The 22,681-nt window shown below is 48.2% G+C and carries 22 protein-coding genes and 1 pseudogene; 11 read left to right on the top strand and 12 right to left on the bottom strand.

Translation table 11 applies throughout. The features are described from left to right. The first annotated feature begins 86 nt into the window (after positions 1-86). From puuE to BMY09_RS00400, 6 genes are all read left to right on the top strand, one after another. Complete coding sequence (gene puuE, locus BMY09_RS00425; RefSeq protein ID WP_217647365.1) at positions 87-1,040, top strand: allantoinase PuuE; 954 nt, start codon at positions 87-89, stop codon at positions 1,038-1,040. Beyond that, positions 1,037-1,558, top strand: coding sequence for a 2-oxo-4-hydroxy-4-carboxy-5-ureidoimidazoline decarboxylase (gene uraD / locus BMY09_RS00420; RefSeq protein ID WP_091352462.1), 522 nt, complete (start codon positions 1,037-1,039; stop codon positions 1,556-1,558). Before puuE ends, uraD begins: the two co-directional genes overlap by 4 nt. A gap of 26 nt (positions 1,559-1,584) precedes the next feature. Next, entirely contained in the window at positions 1,585-2,571 is a 987-nt protein-coding gene (alc, locus tag BMY09_RS00415; protein ID WP_091352459.1) for an allantoicase, read from the top strand. 38 nt (positions 2,572-2,609) lie between these two features. Next, positions 2,610-3,128: an ureidoglycolate lyase gene (locus tag BMY09_RS00410; protein ID WP_091352455.1), complete on the top strand. Its 519-nt coding sequence runs from the start codon at positions 2,610-2,612 to the stop codon at positions 3,126-3,128. A gap of 116 nt (positions 3,129-3,244) precedes the next feature. Then, positions 3,245-4,420 carry a urate hydroxylase PuuD gene (locus BMY09_RS00405; protein WP_091352452.1) on the top strand — a complete coding sequence of 392 codons (1,176 nt, stop codon included), beginning with the start codon at positions 3,245-3,247 and terminating at the stop codon, positions 4,418-4,420. Positions 4,421-4,584: 164 nt separating this feature from the next. Further along, on the top strand, positions 4,585-5,205 hold the full coding sequence (locus BMY09_RS00400; RefSeq protein ID WP_091352450.1) for a TetR/AcrR family transcriptional regulator: 621 nt from the start codon (positions 4,585-4,587) through the stop codon (positions 5,203-5,205). A gap of 66 nt (positions 5,206-5,271) precedes the next feature. On the opposite strand, the gene BMY09_RS00395 is transcribed toward BMY09_RS00400, so the two are convergent. Continuing rightward, complete coding sequence (locus tag BMY09_RS00395) at positions 5,272-5,709, bottom strand: GlcG/HbpS family heme-binding protein (RefSeq protein ID WP_091352447.1); 438 nt, start codon at positions 5,707-5,709, stop codon at positions 5,272-5,274. 1,202 nt (positions 5,710-6,911) lie between these two features. Between BMY09_RS00395 and BMY09_RS00390 the strand changes: the two genes are divergently transcribed. Further along, positions 6,912-7,556, top strand: a complete 645-nt coding sequence (locus BMY09_RS00390) for an HAD hydrolase-like protein (RefSeq protein ID WP_091352445.1) — start codon at positions 6,912-6,914, stop codon at positions 7,554-7,556. A 20-nt stretch (positions 7,557-7,576) separates the two neighbouring features. On the opposite strand, the gene BMY09_RS00385 is transcribed toward BMY09_RS00390, so the two are convergent. The 5 genes from BMY09_RS00385 to bhcA all read right to left on the bottom strand — a co-directional run bounded on the left by BMY09_RS00385 (position 7,577) and on the right by bhcA (position 13,046). Then, positions 7,577-8,443: an isocitrate lyase/PEP mutase family protein gene (locus BMY09_RS00385; protein ID WP_175483410.1), complete on the bottom strand. Its 867-nt coding sequence runs from the start codon at positions 8,441-8,443 to the stop codon at positions 7,577-7,579. A 134-nt stretch (positions 8,444-8,577) separates the two neighbouring features. Next, positions 8,578-9,606: an iminosuccinate reductase BhcD gene (bhcD, locus tag BMY09_RS00380; RefSeq protein ID WP_091352440.1), complete on the bottom strand. Its 1,029-nt coding sequence runs from the start codon at positions 9,604-9,606 to the stop codon at positions 8,578-8,580. Between the two features lie 79 nt (positions 9,607-9,685). After that, on the bottom strand, positions 9,686-10,843 hold the full coding sequence (bhcC, locus tag BMY09_RS00375) for a 3-hydroxy-D-aspartate aldolase BhcC (RefSeq protein WP_091352438.1): 1,158 nt from the start codon (positions 10,841-10,843) through the stop codon (positions 9,686-9,688). 22 nt (positions 10,844-10,865) lie between these two features. Continuing rightward, positions 10,866-11,843, bottom strand: a complete 978-nt coding sequence (bhcB, locus tag BMY09_RS00370) for a beta-hydroxyaspartate dehydratase BhcB (RefSeq protein ID WP_091352434.1) — start codon at positions 11,841-11,843, stop codon at positions 10,866-10,868. Positions 11,844-11,864: 21 nt separating this feature from the next. Beyond that, positions 11,865-13,046: an L-aspartate--glyoxylate aminotransferase BhcA gene (gene bhcA / locus BMY09_RS00365; protein ID WP_091352431.1), complete on the bottom strand. Its 1,182-nt coding sequence runs from the start codon at positions 13,044-13,046 to the stop codon at positions 11,865-11,867. Positions 13,047-13,370: 324 nt separating this feature from the next. Between bhcA and BMY09_RS00360 the strand changes: the two genes are divergently transcribed. The 3 genes from BMY09_RS00360 to BMY09_RS00350 all read left to right on the top strand — a co-directional run bounded on the left by BMY09_RS00360 (position 13,371) and on the right by BMY09_RS00350 (position 15,769). Beyond that, a complete protein-coding gene (locus tag BMY09_RS00360; protein WP_091352428.1) occupies positions 13,371-14,141 on the top strand; it encodes an IclR family transcriptional regulator in 771 nt (256 codons plus the stop codon). A gap of 262 nt (positions 14,142-14,403) precedes the next feature. Beyond that, entirely contained in the window at positions 14,404-14,847 is a 444-nt protein-coding gene (locus tag BMY09_RS00355; protein ID WP_091352426.1) for a hypothetical protein, read from the top strand. Between the two features lie 436 nt (positions 14,848-15,283). Beyond that, positions 15,284-15,769: a hypothetical protein gene (locus tag BMY09_RS00350; RefSeq protein ID WP_091352423.1), complete on the top strand. Its 486-nt coding sequence runs from the start codon at positions 15,284-15,286 to the stop codon at positions 15,767-15,769. Between the two features lie 244 nt (positions 15,770-16,013). Here BMY09_RS00350 and BMY09_RS00345 read toward each other — a convergent pair whose 3' ends face one another. From BMY09_RS00345 to BMY09_RS00325, 5 genes and pseudogenes are all read right to left on the bottom strand, one after another. Continuing rightward, a complete protein-coding gene (locus BMY09_RS00345) occupies positions 16,014-16,721 on the bottom strand; it encodes a hypothetical protein (RefSeq protein ID WP_091352420.1) in 708 nt (235 codons plus the stop codon). Positions 16,722-16,801: 80 nt separating this feature from the next. Beyond that, positions 16,802-17,112, bottom strand: a pseudogene (locus BMY09_RS00340) (transposase); the annotation flags it as partial. 251 nt (positions 17,113-17,363) lie between these two features. Next, the gene (locus tag BMY09_RS00335; RefSeq protein WP_091352416.1) at positions 17,364-18,641 is read right to left on the bottom strand and encodes an HNH endonuclease; all 1,278 of its coding nucleotides are present in this window, start codon (positions 18,639-18,641) and stop codon (positions 17,364-17,366) included. Between the two features lie 60 nt (positions 18,642-18,701). After that, positions 18,702-19,574 carry a hypothetical protein gene (locus BMY09_RS00330; RefSeq protein ID WP_091352413.1) on the bottom strand — a complete coding sequence of 291 codons (873 nt, stop codon included), beginning with the start codon at positions 19,572-19,574 and terminating at the stop codon, positions 18,702-18,704. A 99-nt stretch (positions 19,575-19,673) separates the two neighbouring features. Beyond that, entirely contained in the window at positions 19,674-20,180 is a 507-nt protein-coding gene (locus BMY09_RS00325) for a hypothetical protein (RefSeq protein ID WP_091352410.1), read from the bottom strand. Positions 20,181-20,515: 335 nt separating this feature from the next. On the opposite strand from BMY09_RS00325, the gene BMY09_RS00320 reads away from it, so the two are divergent. Further along, positions 20,516-21,466 carry an IS110 family RNA-guided transposase gene (locus BMY09_RS00320; RefSeq protein ID WP_091353826.1) on the top strand — a complete coding sequence of 317 codons (951 nt, stop codon included), beginning with the start codon at positions 20,516-20,518 and terminating at the stop codon, positions 21,464-21,466. 22 nt (positions 21,467-21,488) lie between these two features. Here the strand turns inward: BMY09_RS00320 and BMY09_RS00315 are convergent, their stop codons facing one another. Then, positions 21,489-22,625 carry an SIR2 family protein gene (locus tag BMY09_RS00315; protein WP_091352407.1) on the bottom strand — a complete coding sequence of 379 codons (1,137 nt, stop codon included), beginning with the start codon at positions 22,623-22,625 and terminating at the stop codon, positions 21,489-21,491. Between the last annotated feature and the right edge of the window lie 56 nt (positions 22,626-22,681).

Genomic DNA, 22,681 nt, shown 5'->3' with positions numbered 1-22,681 from the left:
TGCCTATTTTCGCTTGTTACTTTTAAAAAATATTGTATACAATGATTGCATACCAGTTTGGATTGATCCATTATTTAGTCCAATAGATGCTTACCGTTTCGTTAAGGAGTGCCCCTGTGAACAATGACTATCCCCGTGATCTGATCGGATATGGCAGCAATCCGCCCCATCCCCGCTGGCCTGGTGAGGCCCGTATCGCTATATCATTTGTTCTTAACTACGAAGAGGGGGGCGAGCGCTGCATTCTGCATGGTGACAGCGAGTCCGAGGCGTTTCTGTCAGAGATGCCGGGGGCACAGCCGCTGCCCGGTGTGCGCCATATGAGTATGGAGTCCTGTTATGAATATGGCAGCCGTGCCGGTGTCTGGCGTCTGTTAAAACTGTTTAGTAAATACGAGATCCCCCTGACGATCTTTGCTGTGGCGATGGCGATTGAGCGTCACCCGGAGGTGGCAAAAGCGATGGTCGAGGCCGGCCATGAGATCTGCAGCCACGGTTATCGCTGGATCGACTATCAGTATTTTGATGAGTCGGAAGAGCGTGATCATCTGATGCGCGCCATCGATATCATCACTCAGGTGACCGGTGAGCGGCCGCAGGGCTGGTACACCGGTCGCAACAGCCCCAACACCCGTAAGCTGGTGATGGAGGAAGGCGGCTTTATGTATGACTCCGATGCCTATGACGATGACCTGCCCTACTGGGTCAATAATCAGGGCAAGGGCCATCTGGTGATCCCTTATACACTGGACACCAACGATATGCGCTTTGCCACACAACAGGGCTTTAATAGTGGCGAACAGTTCTATCAGTATCTGAAAGACAGTTTCGACACCCTGTACGCAGAGGGCGCCGATGCACCAAAAATGCTCTCTATCGGTCTGCACTGCCGTCTTATCGGTCGTCCGGCCCGGATCGCAGCACTGGAACGGTTTATCCAATATGCCCAGAGCCATGAGCAGGTGTGGTTCAGTCGCCGCATCGACATTGCCAAACACTGGTACGCCGAACACCCCTTTAACCCGGAGAGCGCATCATGAGTCACGCTCAGTTTCAAAGCTGCACCCCAAGCCAGATGAGCCGCGAAAGCTTTGTCAGTACCTTTGGCGACATCTATGAGCATTCGGCCTGGGTTGCTGAGCAGGTCTTTGATCAGGGAATCGATAGCCGTTGTGATGAGATAGAGGCTCTGCATGGACGGATGGCAAAGATCTTGCTCGAGTCTGATAAACAATCTCAGCTGGATCTGATCAATGCTCACCCGGACCTGGCCGGAAAAGCCGCTATTGCGGGTGAGCTGACCGAATCTTCAACGTCAGAACAGGCCGGTGCGGGCATCAGTGAGTGCACCGCCGAAGAGTTCGCCCGTTTTACCCAGCTGAATGATGCGTATAAAGCGAAATTTGGTTTTCCGTTCATTATGGCGGTCAAGGGCAGCAACCGGCACCAGATTCTGGCGGCCTTTGAAGAGCGCATCCATAACAGTCCCGAGCAGGAGTTCAGCCGGGCATTACAGGAAATCAACAAAATAGCGCAGTTCCGACTGGAAGCTATGTAACCAATTTACGCTAGATGAGTAAAATAATGACAACAACATTTGAGAAACAGATCAACCTGGCTGACGCCCGTCTGGGCAGCAAGGCAATTTTTGTAACCGACGACTGGTTTGCCGCCGTCGACCGGATGCTACAACCCGAAGCCCCCGTCTGGAAAGAGGGTGTTTTTGACGACAATGGCAAATGGATGGATGGCTGGGAATCCCGCCGTAAGCGTTTTGAAGGCTATGACTACACCATCATCCGCCTCGGCGTACCCGGTGTGATCAGCGGCGTCGATATCGATACCTCGTTCTTCACCGGCAACTACCCGCCTTCAGCCTCACTGGAAGCCTGCTTCTGTCAGGACGGAGATCCAGCTGAAGATGCCGAGTGGACCGAACTCCTGAGTGCCGTCAGCCTGAATGGCAATAGCCACCACCTGCACGCCATTAATAATGATAAGCCCTGGACCCATATCCGCTTTAATATCTTTCCGGATGGCGGTGTTGCCCGTTTACGGGTGTATGGCACTCCCTACCTGAACTGGTCTGAGATTGGCAGCGAGCAGGAGATCGATCTGGCGTCCTCCCTCAACGGTGGCCGGGCGCTGGCCTGTAGTGACGAACACTTCGGCAGGATGAGCAACATTCTTAACCCGGGACGAGGGGTTAATATGGGCGATGGCTGGGAAACCGCCCGCCGCCGGACACCGGGAAATGACTGGGTAATCGTGGCCCTGGGACATCCAGGCGAGATCAGCCGCATCGTGGTGGACACCCTGCACTTTAAGGGCAACTACCCGGACAGCTGCTCCATTCAGGCCGCCTACGTTAAAGGCGGCACCGATGAGCAGATCGAAACCCAGAGCCTGTTCTGGAAAGAGTTACTGCCCTCGCAAAAACTGGAGATGCATCAGGAACATGAGTTCAGTGAGCAGATCAACGCGCTGGGGCCGATCACCCATATCCGGTTGAATATCTTCCCGGACGGCGGCATCAGCCGACTGAGACTGTTTGGCCATATTTCTGACTAAGAGCTACGGACTGAGAACTAAGGACTAAGGTGCTTTAAATGACTGAACAAACCAGGCTGACGCTAACACCGGAACCGCTGACCGCCACCGCATTCGCCCCCTATGGCACGGTGATTGAGACCCGGGATCGTGATTTTTTCATGATCAACAACGGCTCTACCCAGCGTTTCCACCGACTGGCTGAAGTGATGCTGGGCAAGCCGGACGACCGGGGGATTATCAGTATCTTCCGCGCTCAGGGGCTGGCAATGCCGTTGCGGGTGAAACTGCTGGAGCGGCATCCGTTTGGTAGTCAGGCGTTTATTCCCCTGAAGCAGAACCCGTTTCTGATTATTGTTGCAGAACCCGGCGAAGTGCCAGAGCCTGCCAATATCAGGGCTTTTATCACCGATGGCAGCCAGGGGATCAATTACCACCCCGGCGTCTGGCATCACCCGGTGTTAAGTTGCGTGCCCGAAGATGACTTTCTGGTGGTCGACCGTGAGGGTGAGGGCAATAACTGCGATGAATATTTCTTTGCTGAAGACACTGAGATAGTCCTTGAGAACAGTCCTTGAGAACAGTCCTTGAAAATAGCCCTTGAGAACAGCCAATAGCGACCAGAGCACAACAAGAACATTAACACTTTGGCCTTTAGCGAAAGCTATGAGTGTCACTATATGAGGAGTAAACCATGGATCCCCATATCACTGAATGGTTAAACCTGGCGGTACGCTGGGTACATATGATTACCGGTATCGCCTGGATCGGCGCGTCCTTCTATTTCGTCTGGCTGGAGAACCACCTGGACCGGAGTAACCCCCGTGAAGGTCTGTCCGGCGATCTGTGGGCTATCCACGGAGGCGGCATCTACCATCTGGAAAAATACAAACTGGCTCCGCCAAAAATGCCGGAGCAGTTGCACTGGTTTAAATGGGAAGCCTACGCGACCTTCCTGTCTGGCTTTACCCTGCTGGCGGTGGTGTATTACCTCAATGCACAACTCTATCTGGTAGCGCCCGGTTCAGACCTCAGCTCGGCTGCCGCCATCGGCATCAGTGTCGGCAGTCTGGTGGCGGGCTGGTTTATCTATACCACCCTGTGTGATTCCCCCCTGGGTAAGCAACCCGCACTGCTGGGCCTGGTTCTGTTTGTTCTGCTGGTTGCTGCTGCCTGGGGCTTCACTCATGTATTCAGTGGCCGCGCGGCATTCATCCATATCGGCGCTATTATCGGCACCATCATGGTGGGCAACGTATTCTTTATCATTATGCCGGCTCAGAGTGATCTGGTGGGGGCAATTAATGCAGGGCGCGAGCCTGATCCTGCGCTGCCAGCTAAAGGCTTACTGCGCTCCCGGCACAACAACTACTTCACCCTGCCGGTGCTGTTTATTATGATCAGCAACCACTTCCCCAGCACTTACAGCTTTGAGTATAACTGGGCGATTCTGGCGGGCTTAGCGATACTGAGTGTGCTGGTGCGCCACTACTTTAACACCCGTCACGAAAGCCAGAAATTTGTCTGGACCCTTCCCGCGGCGGCGCTGGGGATGATCGCACTGGCGTTTGTCACCGCACCGAAAACCGCTGAAACATCCACCACCCAGGTCAGCTTTACACAGGTGAAGCAGATCATCGATGAGCGCTGTTCCGTGTGCCATTCGGCCACACCGACCTTTGCCGGTTTTACCGCCGCACCTCTCGGGGTCATCATGGATAATCCGCAACAGATCCAGATGCTGGCTCCGCGGATTCAGGCGCAGGCGATTACCACCCAGGCGATGCCGCTGGGTAATATCACCCAGATGACGCCGCAGGAACGGGATCTGCTGGGCACCTGGATCGCTCAGGGCGCGTTGACAAAGTAGTCAGCGTCACAATCCGTTTGCTACATTCTGCTAAAAAGCCCTGTTAACCGACAGGGCTTTTTCATTTTCGCAATAACACGGTTGAGCCGGGTTCAGTGCGGGTGATAACATGGCCCCGCAGTTGACCATCACGGTTAAAGAATAAGACAGGATAAGGTAAGCCGATGGCTAAAATAGGGGACCGTAACCGGGAGCTGATTATTCAGGCTGCCAGTGAAATTTTTGCCGCCCGGGGTTACGCCGCGACGAAAACCATGGATATAGCCAACCATGCGGGCCTCCCCAAAGCCAACGTTTACTACTACTTCAAGAGTAAAAAAAACCTCTACCGCAGCGTTGTTGAAAGCGTTATTGATCCCCTGTTGCAGGCAGCCACACCGTTTTACGAGAACGATGATCCGGCCACCGTGCTGGAACAATATATCCGCGCCAAAATCCGGGTGTCGCAACAGCACCCCCACGCCTCGAAGGTGTTTGCCAGTGAGATTATGCATGGTGCTCCCCATCTGCCTGAGGATATTGCTGAACAGATGATGGAGCAGACCAGGGTCAGCAGTAACAGAATAGCGTCCTGGGTCAAACGCCAGCTGATCGATCCGGTAGACCCCCATCATCTGCTGTTCACCATCTGGGCGGCCACCCAGACCTATGCCGATTTTGACTGGCAGATATCCCGGGTGACCGGTAAAGATAAGATGAGTCAGGCTGACTACGACACCGCCGCAGAGCAACTCACCCGGCTGATACTGAAAGGCTGTGGGGTTAAAAGCATACAGCCTGAATAGCAAAAAGCCCCCGATTGACTGGAGGTCTGATCGGAGGCTTTATCTGTCTTAATAAACGACTATACGCTAGATAGCCCCGGCATCCGCGATCAGCCCGGCGGCCTGAATGCCGGTGATGGCACACAGCTCATCCACATCGGACAGATCACCACTGACTCCCACAGCACCAACCACCTCATTTTCGCTGTTGCGCACCAGCACACCACCGGCTACCGGTACCAGATGCCCCTGCGCCAGCGTCGTTAACGATGAGATAAAGGCGGGACGTTCCAGCGCATCCCGGCCCAGATCACGGGAGGATTTACCCATCGCTACCGCCCCCCAGGCCTTACCTATCGCAATATCCGGCCGCAGCATACTGGAACCGTCCTGACGCTGCAGCGAGATCAGCCTGCCCGCACTGTCCAGAATCGCCACGGTCAATGGCGAAGTATTCAGCTCGCGGCTTTTATTGAATGCCGCCTGGATTATGGTGATCGAATTTTCCAGATTTAGTCTGACCATCAGTGTTACCTCTGAATTGTTAATTTTATTAATTGAGAAATCTGATCGTTCGGCGCTGTGGGCAACCCTCACTCAGCGGTAGACAAAACGAATATATAGATAAAACTTACATTCAGACCAAAGTATTGTATACAAATAATAATATATATTGTTGCCATATTATGAAACGGGATTATCTGACAACAAGTTGACCAAAAAGTCAGGATTAACCACAATAGCAACAGCATTACGGCCCTGAAACCAGTGATCGCTGATCTCAGGCTTCACAGGTCCGGGTGCTGTGTCTTCACCGGCAACCTATCATTGTCGGTAAGATTCTTGTTGACTCCCCTCTGCGAGGGTTTAAGACTGTCAGGACGCTGACGGTCTTTTTTTTGTGCTTTTCCGTACCTCGGACCTCAAATAACGCCCCCGTAGGAGCTGCATCCTGCAGCGATTGAGCTTATTGCCTGCACCCAATATCGCCGCGAGGGCGCGCCTCCTACAAACGAGACAACCACCCTGCATTTTCCGGACTGCGGACAAGCGCAGCGTTCGGACCCGGCCCCCGAATAACGCCCCCGTAGGAGCTGCATCCTGCAGCGATTTGGCCCAATGCCTGTTCAGACTATCGCCGCGAGGTACCCGGAGGGCATGCTAGCGCGTCTCCTACAAAAGCGATTCTATCGCCGCTGGAAGCGGCTCCTACAAAAGATGCCACCCCCTCTGCTCTTTCCGACCTCGGACAAGCGCAGCGTTCGGACCCCGGCCCCCGAATAACGCCCTGGTAGGAGCTGCATCCTGCAGCGATTGAGCCCAATGCCGCACCCAATGTCGCCGCTGGAAGCGGCTCCTACAAAAGATGCCACCCCCTCTGCTCTTTCCGACTGCGGACAAGCGCAGCGCTCGAACCCCGGACCCCGAATAACGCCCTCGTAGGAGCTGCATCTTGCAGCGATTTGGCCCAATGCCTGCACCCAATATCGCCGCTGAAAGCGGCTCCTACAAACGAGACAACCAACCTGCATTTTCCGGACTGCGAACAAGCGCAGCGTTCGGACCCGGCCCCCGAATAACGCCCTCGTAGGAGCTGCATCCTGCAGCGATTCAGCCCAATGCCGCACTTCGGACAAGCGTAGCGTTCGGACATCGAACAACGATCTTTAAAATTGTGTACAATAATCAACTCACACTCTGTAACCGGATAGATAAATATAAACGCCATGAAAACGCTGTTTTTTGATCTCGATGGCACCCTCCTCGATTCTCAACGGGGAATAGCCGAATCGATCCAGAGCGCCCTCTCCGGTCTGGGGTATCCACAGGCCGACCCTGAGCAGCTACAGCGCTGCTTTGGCCCACCTATTCGCGATAGCTTTGCCCGACTGATGAACAGCACTGAGAAGGCGCTGATTGAGGATGCAGTGATCCGCTTTCGCCAGCATTATCTGCAACAGGGGATTCGCAACTATCAGGTTTATCCCGGTATCAGGGATCTGCTACAACAGCTTTCAGATGCCGGGCTGCGGTTGCGGGTGCTGACAGTTAAACCCCAGCCGCAGGCTGAGTGGCTACTTGAGGATGCACAGCTGGCTAAACTGTTTGAGGGGGTTCACGGTAGTGAACTCAACGGCGCTAAAAGTGATAAAACTGAGCATCTGGGAGAGTTGATCAAAGAGCACCCCAGGCCCTACAGCCGTCACTGGATGATCGGCGACAGAGCGAGCGATATCCGGGCGGCCCGGGCCCATGGTCTTAATTCGGTGGCGGTTAGCTGGGGTTATGGCGAAGCCGGGGAGCTGCATAGCAGTGACTGCGATTATCTGATTAATGAACCGTCGGCCCTGTTGGATCTGCTGATCCGTTAACCCCCCTTCAAACGACTCCATTACCCATGGGAGGGGTTGAGGTAGTCATTGCAGATCGCATTGAATCTCTGTTGTTGAGCAAACCGGCCAATCAGCTGTTTACCATTGCGGCTGTTAGCCATTTCGCGGCTGGGAAAATCGCTGTTATACAGTTGCAGCAGTGACTGATAGATCGCCTTAACGGAGTCTTCATAGGTGCGATGCCCCCTGAAGTGGATCCTTACCCCCAGCTGCATCATCTCTTCTGCTGAAACCGTCGTCTCTGCATAATCGATCAGCATCAATGGCAGATCAGTCACCCGGTTAAGCTGTACCAGCAGCGCCTTGGAGATCTGGCCAAAAATGCAGATACCATCAACACCCGTGCGACTATAGGCATCCACCCGTTGCAGCAGATCCCGATGGGGTTGCTGTGCATGAGTGCGGGCAAAGATCGCCATATCAGCATCGTTACGGGCTTGCAGCGCGGCCTGTAATTTACTGCATCCCTCTTCCACCGTACTGAGGTTCAGCTCCGGTTGTTTATAAGGTCTGGGAATCACCGTATCTTCGATAGTGATCACCGCCGCGCCGGCATGTTCCAGCTCAGACACCGTTCGCATCACATTGAGGGCGTTACCATAGCCATTATCACCATCGACAATCACTGGCAGGTCGGATGCCAGACACACCCGGCGCGCCTGCTCTGCCAGCTCACTCAGGGTCAGCAGATAGATATCCGGCACACCCAGCGACATCAGCGAGGCCACTGAGCCACCCAGTATGCCAACCTGAAAACCAATATCATCCGCCATTCTTGAAGACAGGGGATCAAACACAGACGCGCAGGTCACACACTGCTGGTTGTCCAGCAGCTGACGCAGTCGTAATCGCGCAACAGAAGCCATCATGGATACCTGTAATACAAAGAGGATTAACCAATAAAACACCCCGTCCGTCGGAAGGGGTGCTCAGCGGGAGAGACTAGATCTGCTCAGGGCAGTCAGCTCAGTTATAAAAAGCTTGTTTATAAAGTGCTCAGTTACAAAGAGACCTGTCCCGCCAGCCCTTTGGCTTGTGCAAGCTCGACTGCTGCAGAAGCGACGGCCAGATCCTGCAGACCGACCCCGGTGCCATCAAACAGGGTGATCTCAAGATCATCCCGACGACCCGGATGGGTGCCATTAATCACCTCACCTATCGGCGTGATATCGGCTTCATTCAGCAACCCGGACGCGACGGCATGCTGCGCTTCACCGATACTGATCGATTGCGCCACCTCATCGGTAAAGACGGAGGCTGATGCCAGCAGTTCAGGATCAACCTCCTGCTTACCTTTGGTATCGGTGCCCATGCAGGCGATATGGGTTCCCGGTTTAATCCACTGCTTCATGAGCAACGGTTCAAACGCTGAGGTGATAGTGATAATAACATCCGCCTCGGCGCCCAGTTGTTCCCGCTCGACGGCGGCAAACGGCATACCCAGCTCTTCACACACGGCAGCCAGTCGGGACAGGTATTCCGGGTGGGGGTTCCAGGCAACCACTTTTTCAAAGTTGCGCTGTTCAAGAGCGGCCCGCAACTGGAAGGTTGACTGATGTCCGGCACCCACCATCCCCAGCACCCGGGCATCTTTACGCGCCAGATGAGCGATAGACACCGCCGACGCGGCAGCGGTGCGTACCGCCGTCAGATAGTTGCCTCCCACCAGCGACCGCAGTTGGCCGGTATCCGGATCAAACAGAATCACGGTGGACTGATGGTTGGTCAGGTTTTTATCAACGTTGCCCGGCCAGTAGCCGCCGGATTTAACCCCCAGTACCATCCCGGCACGATCGAAACCGGACTTGAACCCATAGAGGGCATCCGCGTGGCCGATCGCTTCCCGCACCACGGGAAAGTTATAGGCAGCACCGCTGGCCATCGCAGCAAACACGCTTTCAACAGCAGTGAAGGCTTCAGGACGACCCACCACCTGTTCACATACCGCTTCAGATACCAGGGATATTCCTGCGCCTGCATCAACCGGAGAAAGCTCTTCAAAACTACGTTCTTCAATAGAACCACCCATAGATATTCTCCTTATTCGGATAACCGGTAGCGCCCGGACGGGCAGCTACCGTAAAGATGAGATTAATAAGACCGCTTTATTAATACGCCTTACCACGGGCGGAGACTGGCCACAGCGTCTCAACCTTACCGTTACGCACACCCACATAGTAATCGTGAACGTTACAGGTGGGATCGCAGTGTCCCGGCACCAGGCGGATCTTCTGATTAACTTTCAGTGCGCCATTGGGATCGGAGATCACCCCGTGTTCATCGGAGCACTTGATATACTCCACATCATCGCGACCAAACACGTAGGGCAGTCCACTATCAACCGACTGCGCTTTCAGACCGGCATCACAGATCGCTTTATCCGCTTTCGCATGACTCATGATGGAGGTCAGGATAAACAGTGAGTTTTCAAACTCAGAGATCCGCTCACCGTTTTCATCATGGATGGTCTGATAATCAGCATCCATAAAGGCGTAAGAGCCACACTGCAACTCGTTATACACACCGGAAGCACCCTCAAAGTAGTAAGAACCGGTACCACCACCGCCAACGATGTCGCACTCCAGGCCAACCGCTCTGAGCATCTCAACCGAACGGGCCACCATCTCAATGGCGATATCCACTTTCTCTTTGCGCTCGTTGTAGTTCTGCAGATGTTGCATCGCGCCCTGATACGCCTGAATGCCCGCGAACTTAAGACCGGGAGCCGCATCAATCGCCTGAGCGATATCCACCACCGGTTGTCCCGCAGCCACACCACAACGTCCGGCACCACAGTCAATCTCAACCAGACACTCAATCTGGGTGCCATGCTTCTGCGCGGCAGCAGAGAGTTCCGCGACATTTTCAATGTCATCAACACAACAGATCGTCCGGGCACCCAGTTTCGGCAACCGCGCCATACGGTCGATCTTGGCCGGATCACGCACCTGATTCGAGACAAGTACATCTTTAATACCGCCACGGGCAAACACTTCCGCCTCGGACACTTTCTGGCAGCAAACGCCACAACTTTCGCCCAGCTTTTCCTGCAACAACGCGATATCAACGGATTTATGCATCTTGCCGTGCACCCGGTGGCGCACGCCCATCTGCTTAGCGTAATCCCCCATGGTGCGGATATTCTTCTCCAGCGCGTCCAGATCAACAATCAGACAGGGTGTCTGGATATCTGCTTCATCCATTCCCGGGATGGCCGGAACGTCGTACCCTACTTCCAGATTGTGCAATTCATTCTGTGCATTCATTGGTGTTCTCCTGTCAAAATTCTTAGTTGTTCAGCCATGGCAGTTTGTCGAGGTCGACATTTCCGCCGGTAATAATGACCCCTACCCGTTTGCCTCTGAAGAGTTCCGGATTCTTCAGAATGGTCGCCAGGGGCACTGCGCTGCTGGGTTCAATCACAATCTTCATCCGTTTCCACACCAGCTTCATCGCCTCGACAATCTCCTCCTCGGTGGCAGTGAGAATGTCGGTGACATGGTTGCTGACAAAGTGCCAGGTCAGGTCTTTCAGCGGGACTTTCAGGCCATCGGCGACGGTATCCGGAGCATCATCCGCAATAATATGACCGGCCCGGAAAGAGCGGGCGGCATCGTCCGCATTCAACGGTTCTGCGGCGTAGATCTTCACCTGGGGCGCGATGGTGGAGAGTGTCAGACAGGTGCCGGAGATCATTCCACCGCCACCGATCGGAGCGATCACCGCATCCAGGTCATCCACCTGACTGAGCAACTCTTTGGAGCAGGTCGCCTGTCCGGCAATAACCCGTGGATCGTTATAGGGGTGAACAAAGTCAGCCCCGGATTCAGCCACCACCTCGGCAAACACCGCTTCGCGGGAACTGGTTGAGGGTTCGCACTCAATGATGGTGCCGCCATAGCCGCGCACCGCATCCTTCTTCGCCTGAGGCGCGGTGCGAGGCATGACCACCGTCACCGGAATGCCCCGCTGGCCCGCCGCATAGGAGAGCGACAGCGCATGGTTGCCGGAGGAGTGAGTTGCCACGCCCACCGCCGCCTCGGCTTCAGTCAGGCCAAACACCGCATTGGATGCCCCGCGTACTTTAAAGGCCCCGGCCTTCTGCAGGTTTTCACACTTAAAAAACAACTCTGCACCGGTCAGCTCATTGAGGAAACGGGAGGTCAGTACCGGCGTTTCATGGATATAGGGTTTAATCCGTTCGTGGGCGATCAGCACATCATCATAGGTGGGGATCGTCATCTTCTGTTCAGTTATATCGGTCATGGGATACCTCAAAAATTAACATCAGGCACAGTTCTTACTGGCAGTCTTACGAAAATATTCCTGTGCGGCGGCAACCCCGGAGCCCAGCGTGATCGGGTAGTTCAGATCCGCCATCGCCATCTCAATCGTCGCCAGACCCGACAACACCATCACGTCAGTCAGTGAGCCCAGATGGCCGATGCGGAACGCTTTACCGTTCATCTCTCCCAGACCGATACCGAAGGAAACACCGTAGGCATTAAAGGCATGTTCGGTCAGTTGGTTGCTGTCAAAACCCTCCGGTACATAGATCGCGCTAACCGTATCGGAGTACAGCTCCGGCGACTGTGCACACAGTTTCAGCCCCCAGGCGTCAACCGCTTTACGCACCCCTTCAGCCAGACGGTGATGACGGGCATAGACATTCTCCAGCCCCTCTTCAAACAGCATCGCCAGACTCTCTTTCATGCCATAGATCAGCTGCAACGGAGGCGTATAAGGGAAACCACCGTTGGCATTCGCGGCCATCATGTCGCGAAAATCGAAGAAGGTGCGGGTCAGAGTCGCCGTCTCCATCGCTGCCAGGGCCTTCTGGCTAACCCCCAGAATGGCCATACCGGTATTCAGCATGAAGCCCTTCTGCGAACCGGAAACCGCAATATCAACGCCCCAGGCATCCATCTCAAACGGCATCGATGCCAGTGAGCTAACGCAATCAACAAACAGCAGTGCCGGATGGCCCGACGCATCCATCGCCTGACGAACGGCGGCGATATCACTCTTAACACCGGTCGCCGTTTCATTGTGGGTTACCAGTACCGCTTTAATCTCATGGCCATTGTCGGCACTCAACACCTCGGCAAACTTATCTGCCGGTGCACCGCTGCCCCAGGCACACTCAATAACCTGAACATCGAGATTGTGGCGCTGGCAGAGATCGATCCAGCGGTGGGAAAACATCCCGTAGCGGGCGATCAGTACTTTGTCACCCGCTGACAGGGTGTTACAGATAGAGGCTTCCCAACCGCCGGTACCACTGGACGGGAAGGTAATCACTTCACCAGTCTCAGTACCAAAAACACGTTTGCAGTCGCGCAGTACCGGAGCGAATGTTTCAACAAAATCCGGCGCGCGGTGATCGCGGGTCTGGAGATGCATCGCATTGCGTAACCGATCAGGAATATTGGTCGGGCCGGGTATAAAAACAGGATTCTGATCTGTCATGGTGAATACTCTTTATAAGTGTTAGAAAAAAGCACTCTGCTCAGGATCGTCTGAAGCAGTAAGACTTAAGTGTTATTCACCATAAGAAGAACGATTAACTTCCGCAATATGCAAATATTCCATATTATGAAATTTTAATTATTTACCCGTTTACTTTTACTAACTAACTGAAATTAAAAGAATAAAATAGAGAAAATGGTTGAAAACTAAGAATTTCATATTATGAAATACAGTTTTTTATTGTTGCTATGTGGTAATTTCATAAAAAATTGCACAATATAAAAAGCATCAAGCCGATACATCAGCCCTTAACAGGAGATCTCTATGTCAGATACAAAACCAGAAGCCCGGATTCAGGTTATCGACCGGGCCACACTGCTGCTAGATGTTATCTCCCGTTATTCAAAGCCGGTGAAACTGAAAGTCCTGAGTGCGGATGCCGGGCTACACCCCTCCACCGCCCACCGGATTCTTCACTCGCTGATCGATAACCGTTTTGTCGAGCGCAGCAGCGCCGGTGAATACCGACTGGGACAGCGGTTATTGCAACTGAGTAATCGGCTGCATACAGATATCGACCTGCGGGCGGTGGCGATGCCCTATATGGAAAAGCTGCGGGATAAGCTGGGCGAGACCATCAACCTCACCATCCGTGAAGGCGATGTAGTCATCTACTTTGAAAAGGCCACCCCCAACCGCATGATGCACGTACAACAGATCGTTGGCAGCCGGGCACCGCTGCATGTCACCGGCGTCGGTAAACTGATGCTGGGCATCAGTGGCGAACAGGAGATCGCCGGTTATGCCCAGCGCACCAACCTGCCCGCCTACACCCGTAATACCTTTAACTCCCTTGAAGCACTGACCGAAGAGTGTCTGACATCAGCTCAACGGGGCTATGCCCTGGATAATGAAGAAGCGGAGATCGGTGTTGGCTGTATCGGCGTACTGATCTACGATCAGAGCAACCAGCCAGTGGCCGGACTATCCCTCTCGGCCCCGATAGACCGCCGCCGGGATGAATGGATCGGGGAGCTGGTTCAGGCGGGCAATGCGATATCAGAGCAGTTGGGGTATGGGAAAAGCAGTGGCTAGATCGCCGCTACGAGGCTGGCTAGTGGTTAGAACGTCGCTCCGCGACTGCTAGAAAAAACATCGGAAATAGCGGTTAGGGCTTCGAATTAAAGTGCTTGCGCAAATAGGATGAAAATCGATAGCGCCTGACAGGCGTAACTTGCTGCACAAAATAAATCTTTCCCTTTTTTAGTATACTGAATAATCTAAGATTGTTTATAAAGAATTAGTACAATAAAATAAGATGATGACGCTATACAGCATATAAAGGGGGGGGCTGATAATGAAACTTAAGTTCTTAATAGCACTTAGCATATTTTTCTCATCCACTTTATTTGGCAAAGATATAACCTTGCAATGCTCTGGCACAGAAAAATTCATGCCTGCTACTTTGAATGAAAGTAGGTCACAGAAATACTTGATTGTTTTTAATCCAGAAAAACTAAAAATAAGTAAGTATTTAACTTATATTAGTGTATTTTTTGGAGCCAAAGATAGTGATTCTAAATACGAACTAAAACTCAATGTTTCAGACTCTGAATACATTCTTGGAGAAACTGCAAAGGATAAATTAGGAAATCTTGTAATCATGAGTTCACTATCAATAAATCGTTATACAGGAGAAGCCTCTAGATCTACCTTTTCTTTTCCTACTGGAATGGTAAATCCTGTTGTCATTTCTAATTTTAAAGGAGACTGTCATACTCTTAAAGACAAAAAATTCTAGCCCAAACCATAAGACAGTTTTTTTGTGACTTTAATATTTGAACTTCTTGCCTATTTAGCATGAAAGCTCAGAAAAACAATAAAACAATAACTACCACTCCATTTTAAATAAAGATATCGACTTAATATTACATGCCTTCGGATTAATTAATGTCAACTCCAGGCTAAACAGATAGATTTTACACTTTTTATCTTAATACGCTTATAAATTAATTATGCTTTAAATTAGAGTACATTAATGTCCGTCGAAATAAAGGAAGTCCAAAATATATCGTAGCTACCGGATTGATTTCTGCAACACTTGGGTAAACCACAAACTATGGAAACAAATTGGTTCGAGCAAAGCAATTGAAGGAGGATGAAAATATTGACTACATCTTATTAGTCATATGATAGACTAGATTTTACCAATGACATTTTTAAAAGGATTTGGATACATGTCTAGGATACGCCTACTTGGTTCTGTATTTCTATTGTTCACTCTAGTTGGTTGCGGAGACTACACTTCAAATAAAGTAGTATCCTATAGCCTTCCGAAGGAGGGTATCAAGAAGCTAATCTTGGTTTCGCGGATGAATTTTATCTGTGGTTACTTAGGGAAATATCATGCTGAGTACAGTACTTCTTCTTATTATCATCATTTTTTAGACAATGGAGATTTTTTAATTAAAACTTTGCTGGCGTCAAAAATTGACGGAAACGATCTAGATAAGCGACAAACGGAGTTCATAAAGTCAATAAAGCCTGGCATGGCAAGCGCTCTTCGAGACGATCTTTCTAATATTGATAATAGCATAGAGATTGAAACTATGATCAATACTTGGCTGAATACGCTAAACAATCGCACTTCAAACTGCCAGGATGTAACCACATATACTCGACTTATTATTGATAGGTTAATAGAGGAAAAAATAGTTTTTTGATAGTTAGCTATAGCTAATCTAACTGTGTTTCAAATAGTAAATAACAAGATAAGTAGGAACAAACCAAAATGCTCTTTAGAGATTGTTATCCCGACTTTTTAATGTCCGCTTATGGCACGGAGAAAACTTCAATCAAAGAGTTTTGACCCTTTAGATACGGGTTCTTGTGCTATCAAAGCACAAAGCCAAGCGAAGCCAAAGCTGTCGGCTTGATAGCCTTTTTAGAGAAATTCTTATCTTTGAGTTAGATATACATACCCGTATCATTTGTATTTTTCCGTGCTTCGTGATAGCTATCACGCATATCTTTGGTTATTTTATCTCCTCTAAATTTTTCTTTTAATGGCGCACAGTAAAGTCCGTAATAACCTTCAAAATAAGGCTTTGTTTGACTTGAAATCTCCTCATATTTTTTTCGATCAGTGAATTTAAGTTCAAACCACTCGCAATGAGTAATAATTTCATTTGAGTAATTAAGAATAGCTTCTAACTGAAATATGATGTGTTTAATGCCAGCATAATCATCAGTATATTCATTTTCTATGCGATCATTTTGACTAAGCAGCTCTTCAACAGCTGCGTTATACCCTTTAACTATCTTATAGAACCCATCAGGTAAATCTTGGTGAAAAGGGAAATTTCTTATTAATTCACAACTTATTAAGTCTCTCCTCGGGTGATAAATTGTAGATTCCATCATCAAATACGAGCTTCCATTCTGCTCCATTGAACCGCTGAAGCAGTTATTAAATATTAGTTTCCTAAAATACTCATGAGAATCCAAAACAAATCTCTTCAACTCTCTTAAGTCTTTTAAAGCTTCTTTATCTACATTTTTCTTTTTTTCTTTACTTTCGTAATTTTTACTAATTTTATACATCACAAATGCTGAAAAAAACGCTAGCATTGAACCTATTACTCCAGCTATGGTCGCATTATTCAGAAACTCCATAGTATCCTCTCTTAAACATAAGGTCTTATTAACTTCTAACGAGACTGTCGGATTAGACATTTTGACATAAAAATACCTGATTACCCATAATGCTCAGCCAGCTTCAGGAGTCGGTATGGCATCGGTGGTGTCCTGACGGCGGTACGACCAAGCTTGGGCAGCATTGCAGGCAGATCAAAGCGATGATTAAAACGGAAACAATATTCAGCCAGATGTCTTGGTAAATGCTTTGCTCCGATTGAATGGCAACTACCTCGAAGTGAATTTTTAACGTTACTAATCATCGTGTTAACCCAGTTGAACGCTTTGTGATCCAGTAACTCAAGCTTGCCGCCCACAACAAACCCAGGTGTTCACATTCAGTCTCTTTAACCGCCTTAAAACAAGCCAACTAAAGGGGTCAAAGCCCTTTTATCACGGAAAATAATTTTCCTAATGGAATCTTTAACATCGCCTCACAATATCGCTTGCACCGTAGGAGATCGTCAAGAGCCATAGTAATTCTATCGTAGTAATAGCGGTCTTTGCTCATATCTTCCCTTGACACTTAACGCCTTGCATGAGGGGCGCATTTGGAGTGAAGCCCGAAGGGCGTAGCGAAAAATGCGTCCTTCTCAATGCAATTGTTAGATGCCAAACCATTCATAGCTTCGCAATCTGCCGCAGCTCTTCACGGACGGCTATTACTTGCACCAACTTTCCTGTGGGCAATATTTTTATGAATAGCTCATCTTGGATTGGGAAAGTGTGAGCTATACCCCCTCCTTCTAAAGCCTCTGAGGTTACCAAATGCTCTGATTCCTTCATTTTTGAATAGAGGTCTGAATCAAGAGGGTTTCCTTGACTATCAAAAACGGGGTGACCTGCTTCCGTTGTATGAAACCCAAATTCTTCAGAGGTTTGCAGGTCCAAGAATTCCTGAGCCGCGTGTTCTGTTGGAAAATAGTATTGAAATCTGAGCTCAGGAGGTGCAAAAACCTCTTGCAGTAGCTGCTCTGGGTGTATCTTTCTGAACGACTTCTTTTCTATGTCGTTTACACCAATTACCGCTAAGCTGTCTGGATAAGGTAAATTAGATAAGCGGACACCTACTGAAAACATCCCGTGAAGGTGAACCAAGCACACTAACCCATGATCTTGCGAACCAACAATTATGAGATAGTGTTTTTTACTTTCAAAATCTAAATAATCACGTAAACCATCAAATATTTGATGATCGAAACCACTTCCAATGGAAACAAATTTCTCTACTGAGTCGTATTTTGCATTTTTGAGAATTTCTGATATTTCTATAGCCGATGGATCCGAAAAATACCCATCCACTGTGTCCACAGAGAATTCATAAGCAATTTTCAATAACCCAATCTTAAAATCTGCCAGATCGATAGATAGCGAGCATTTAATGTTTGGTTTTTCGACTGTTTGAACGCTGCGGTCTATTCCTTCGAGCTGCTCTATTGGTACCTGCAATTTTTTCGCTATTTTCTCAAGTATGCTATCTAGCTTTTTTTCATCCGACGCATCAATACATATACTAACTTTGGTTCCGCCACCTTCAGTTTCTAATTCTTCATAGCTTACATTGGTAATGGTGTAGGGCGTGGGCTTACCGTCCTCTCCAAGCCGAAGTTGAATTTTTTTGTTTACGTCTTCAGCAATATGGTGCGTGCCAGAGAATGGGTTTGGTAGTTTTTTAGATTTACCTGTTAAACCAAGCAAATATCTCTGGAACTCTGCAAATTGATGATTAACCAACTTTGCGTCAACCGATGAACCGAGATCAGAGTTGCATTCTTTGCAAACAGTATAAATATGGTAGTAACCACCTAGGGCGTCAGGGATTACATGCTCATCAGAAAAGTTATCGCTTTCTTCTCTGCAAATGATGCAATATTTTTCCATAGAGCTATCCTTTTGCATCTAACGCCCCTATTTAACGGCGAGGGGCTTTTCCGAGTCCGTTACAATGGCTTGTTACATTTAAAGATTTTCACTAGAGATACCATTGCATAATTCTTCTCCAATCCAGGTAAGAGAAGTTCTTTGTTTGATAAATGGGAGAAACATAATGCCTATCATAACGCCTAATACACCCATTAAAATTACATTATTGGCTGAGCTAACGTTTATTGACATACTGGAGAATAATTCCCTGTTAGCTTCTGCTGCTAGCAAGAAGAAAAAAACTGGCATAAGAGCAAGCAAAATCGTTCTTACCACTGGAAACGATTGCTCAAGAATTCCTTTCGAACTAAGTGATTTAGCTAATTCTCTATTTCGAAGATATTCTTTGTCCTTACTAGACCGAAATGAAAGTGCTTCTACTGCGGAATTTACGTTAACGTTTGCATGCTTATCTAGATAGAATTCAATTAGAAACTTTGCTTCAGCAGTAGTTAATAGCGTTAATTTTTCCTTTAGAATCTCTACGTCTACATTTCCGTTTTTTATCTTGGAAATGATGTTGCTCCACAGCTCTGCTACTTCGGGATTCTCAATATCTTGCTCTATGGCACTCTCTACAGCATCATATATCTTCTCAATTGCATCTAAATTACTAGAGTCTTCTTCGGCTTTCTCAAGTATTTCTTCTATAGCCCCTTGATTTTTTTTCAGTAATTTTGCCTTTTTCCTATCGCGATTAAATTCTTTAACTTTATTGATACCCTTAACTTCTAACTTTGCTATCTCGCTTGTTATGGGGTAAATGAGAGTTCCAATTGATTGACTTATGGTAGCCTTAGTAAGCTCAACTTTTGCAAGGTCTTCTAAATCAGTATCTCTTTTATCAATAGCAGGTTCTTCTTTTTCTACACTTGCTTGTTGGATAGCTGGATCTAATTCATCTTCCATACGAATCTCCCATTTGCAATGTAACGCCACGCATCACCGGGAATTTGCGGCGCGCAGCAGAGCAAATTATCCGTGTGAATGCGATTGTTATGTACGTTGTTAATTTCTACTAATGCCATCTTTTGGATATACAAAAACATTTGAATATTTTCGCCTCCATAATTGATCGCTGACACAAGCTCTTAAATCTCGGCTACAAGAACCTTCCAAAATTTCCTCTAAGGTTTCATTAGGAACAAAAACCATGTGAGACTTTCCTGATTCTAATGATATTGGACATTTGTCATCAATTTTATAAAGTGAAAGACTTGAATATACCCAGCCTACAGAGATTGGTAAGCGTTTATACTTGAATAGGAATTTAACCCGCTCGAAAAAGCTTTCCTCGCTATGACGGTAAAGAATATCTATATTCGCCAAATGTACAGTGTGGGGCGATGGATTTTTTGTTGAAATGTAAACTCCATGTTTCGGTTGATCATTTTCACTTTCTATACCAAATCCAATATCTACTTTGTATCTAGGAACTGTTCTGACGACATTCCAAAAGAAAACAATTGTAGAAAGAAGCGCAGCGTAAATGGCTAATATTTCAGTTAGCTTCAAGTAATGTTCTCCTGGCTATTCCTTAAAGTACATAACGCCGCTAGCAACGGCACAAAATTGATGGCGCCTTTATTGCGCCGTTTGCAAAAAAGGTGACAGCGAGTTTGTGTCCGATTTGCCTGGCCTTGTATGGTTAATTCCGTTCCATTTCAGGGTAAATTGGAGGCCCACCCTCAACGGCCATTGAGGGTCTTTATGCAGTAGCTCGATGATTGGCCGGCTCCTCATACGAGAGACCGATAACAAGTGGGTAGCGCTGCATAACTCCGAAGCAATAACTCGAACAGTCATTGGGGCCTCGAGCCCGCATAGCAAGGCAGAGTCAGCTTATTATGATGAATACGAAAAGTCACATTGAAATCAACGTCGGTGTTGATGTCGGTAAATCGAAACTTGATATAGTCCTTCATCCATTAGATCTCCATTTCTCAATACCCAACGATGATGAACATATTCACAAGATCGTCCAGGTTCTTAAAACTCATCAGGTTAAACGTATCGTAACCGAAGCTACCGGGCGTTACGAGCACGCTTTTGTCTTTGCCTGCGACAAAGTAGATCTTCCTGTTGTGGTGGTCAATCCCACTAATATCCGACGCTACGCTCAAGCCATCGGCGTACTGGCTAAAACCGATAAAATTGATGCCACAGAGATTGCGCAATTCGCAGCCACTATTCAACCTGATATCAAGCCTATACCCGACAGACAGTCCCGTATAATCAAGGATTTACTTATCCGGCGCACTCAGCTATTAGAGATGCAAACTATGGAGAAAAACCGTCTCCAGATCATGCCAAAGGAGCTGCACTCATCCATCAAAGCCTTACTTAAATCGCTACAAACTCAGATCGAAAAGCTCACTCTGAAACTCGATCAGCTTGTGGCTGAAGTCAAGCACTGGCGCATTAAAACCGAAATACTGACCAGTGTTCCCGGTGTCGGTAAAGTCCTGGCCTACACTCTGCTCAGCGAACTGCCAGAACTTGGAAAACTAAACCGAAAAGAGATCGCCGCCCTGGTCGGCGTCGCGCCAATGAACCGCGACAGCGGTTCGTACAACGGTAAACGTCGTATCCGAGGTGGCCGCCATCGCATACGCACAGTGATGTTTATGGCAATGCTCTCTTCGATACAGTGCAATCCTGTTTTTAAACGCTATTACGAGCACCTGAAGGCCGTAGGGAAGCTCCCTAAAGTGGCTCTGATCGCCTGCATGAGAAAACTGATCGTCATCCTAAATACTATGCTGAAAAACGAGGAGCGCTGGAATGAAAAATCAGCCTGATATTATTGACAGAACACCACAGTCACTTGTATGGTGATTCTATCAGGCTTGATAAGTTATCAGTTACAAACTCATCAAATGTTTTGTTATAGAAAAAAGGTTCGGCTGATAAGGATTTGTAACTAGACCTAATAGTGCTGTTTATATAAGGATCAACAATGTGTAATTCAGCATCGTTCTTCATGTTTTTTATAAAGAGAGCTTTTATATGAACATCTGCTTCTGGAAATGAATAACCTACAAATACTATTTTTTTAGCCTTCCTAATTTCGATTGCCGCCTCGTCGAGTAATTTGTTAATAGCTGGATGAGAAAGATCTTTAATATGGGACGGCGGGACTATAAATGTATCGAACCTGTTTCCATCTAATGGGCAAACAAGTTCAAATTCTTGGGTTTCTAAATTGCCACAGCTGGCATATGTGAACCCTTTGAAAGCCATAGAGCTTAGATCGATATTAGTGTCCCATGCCGTTAATAAGACTTGATTGCAGCAATTACAATATTTCCAGTTCAGTGAGCCATGTACTTTAATGAGTTTTATTGGCTTAGGATCACCGCCATCCCATACTGTTACAGGATCTCGGGGGTTTGCCCACCAATGAAATGGGTCAATTTTGTCATAATGATTATAATTCATTAGCTCAATGCAATAATCAATATAACCTCTATCGGGATATAAAAAGTCAAACGCCTCATCTAGAAGCGTATCGTAATTCATAGTTACAACAGAGATATTCCTATTGGTTTCAGAGACAGCACTCCAAAATTTCCGATATGTGTTGTTTTTATCTGCCATGGGCTTTGAAATCACATAATGTACTAGCTGTATCAAAGCTTTTTTGATTTCGATAATTTTTAAGGTTGTATACTCTTTTCCTAGACCTTCTCGCTTGCTAATAAAGTATTCTAGATAACCAAATACTGATTCGAGCGTTGGGTATCCATCTTCAGTTAGATCAAAATTCTCGTTAATAAAGACGCGTACTTGATTAGCAGCTTCAGAGGAAGTTAATTGCTTGTCATTAGACTCGAAGATCAGCTTTAAAATGTCTTTTTGTAATGGAGCGCCTTCTGCAATAGATGCGCCTGCACCAAAGACAAAGAGAGTATTTCTCTCTTCTTCATATTTTATGAACTTTTCTTGATTCGATCTCAATTTGATTCCTTTCACCTAACGCCGCAAGAAGGGGCCGCCGTCTAGGCGGTTCCTCT

This window comes from Amphritea atlantica (assembly GCF_900111095.1).
GTDB classification, from domain to species: Bacteria; Pseudomonadota; Gammaproteobacteria; order Pseudomonadales; family Balneatricaceae; genus Amphritea; species Amphritea atlantica.
Note: the sequence above shows the minus strand (reverse complement) of the source record. Positions and strands in the feature narration are given on the sequence as shown.

Coding starts and splice junctions, on each gene's coding strand:
- puuE (WP_217647365.1), top strand. CDS start 87: ATGCTTACCGTTTCGTTAAGGAGTGCCCCTGTGAACAATGACTATCCC.
- uraD (WP_091352462.1), top strand. CDS start 1,037: ATGAGTCACGCTCAGTTTCAAAGCTGCACCCCAAGCCAGATGAGCCGC.
- alc (WP_091352459.1), top strand. CDS start 1,585: ATGACAACAACATTTGAGAAACAGATCAACCTGGCTGACGCCCGTCTG.
- BMY09_RS00410 (WP_091352455.1), top strand. CDS start 2,610: ATGACTGAACAAACCAGGCTGACGCTAACACCGGAACCGCTGACCGCC.
- BMY09_RS00405 (WP_091352452.1), top strand. CDS start 3,245: ATGGATCCCCATATCACTGAATGGTTAAACCTGGCGGTACGCTGGGTA.
- BMY09_RS00400 (WP_091352450.1), top strand. CDS start 4,585: ATGGCTAAAATAGGGGACCGTAACCGGGAGCTGATTATTCAGGCTGCC.
- BMY09_RS00395 (WP_091352447.1), bottom strand. CDS start 5,709: ATGGTCAGACTAAATCTGGAAAATTCGATCACCATAATCCAGGCGGCA.
- BMY09_RS00390 (WP_091352445.1), top strand. CDS start 6,912: ATGAAAACGCTGTTTTTTGATCTCGATGGCACCCTCCTCGATTCTCAA.
- BMY09_RS00385 (WP_175483410.1), bottom strand. CDS start 8,443: ATGGCTTCTGTTGCGCGATTACGACTGCGTCAGCTGCTGGACAACCAG.
- bhcD (WP_091352440.1), bottom strand. CDS start 9,606: ATGGGTGGTTCTATTGAAGAACGTAGTTTTGAAGAGCTTTCTCCGGTT.
- bhcC (WP_091352438.1), bottom strand. CDS start 10,843: ATGAATGCACAGAATGAATTGCACAATCTGGAAGTAGGGTACGACGTT.
- bhcB (WP_091352434.1), bottom strand. CDS start 11,843: ATGACCGATATAACTGAACAGAAGATGACGATCCCCACCTATGATGAT.
- bhcA (WP_091352431.1), bottom strand. CDS start 13,046: ATGACAGATCAGAATCCTGTTTTTATACCCGGCCCGACCAATATTCCT.
- BMY09_RS00360 (WP_091352428.1), top strand. CDS start 13,371: ATGTCAGATACAAAACCAGAAGCCCGGATTCAGGTTATCGACCGGGCC.
- BMY09_RS00355 (WP_091352426.1), top strand. CDS start 14,404: ATGAAACTTAAGTTCTTAATAGCACTTAGCATATTTTTCTCATCCACT.
- BMY09_RS00350 (WP_091352423.1), top strand. CDS start 15,284: ATGTCTAGGATACGCCTACTTGGTTCTGTATTTCTATTGTTCACTCTA.
- BMY09_RS00345 (WP_091352420.1), bottom strand. CDS start 16,721: ATGGAGTTTCTGAATAATGCGACCATAGCTGGAGTAATAGGTTCAATG.
- BMY09_RS00335 (WP_091352416.1), bottom strand. CDS start 18,641: ATGCAAAAGGATAGCTCTATGGAAAAATATTGCATCATTTGCAGAGAA.
- BMY09_RS00330 (WP_091352413.1), bottom strand. CDS start 19,574: ATGGAAGATGAATTAGATCCAGCTATCCAACAAGCAAGTGTAGAAAAA.
- BMY09_RS00320 (WP_091353826.1), top strand. CDS start 20,516: ATGAATACGAAAAGTCACATTGAAATCAACGTCGGTGTTGATGTCGGT.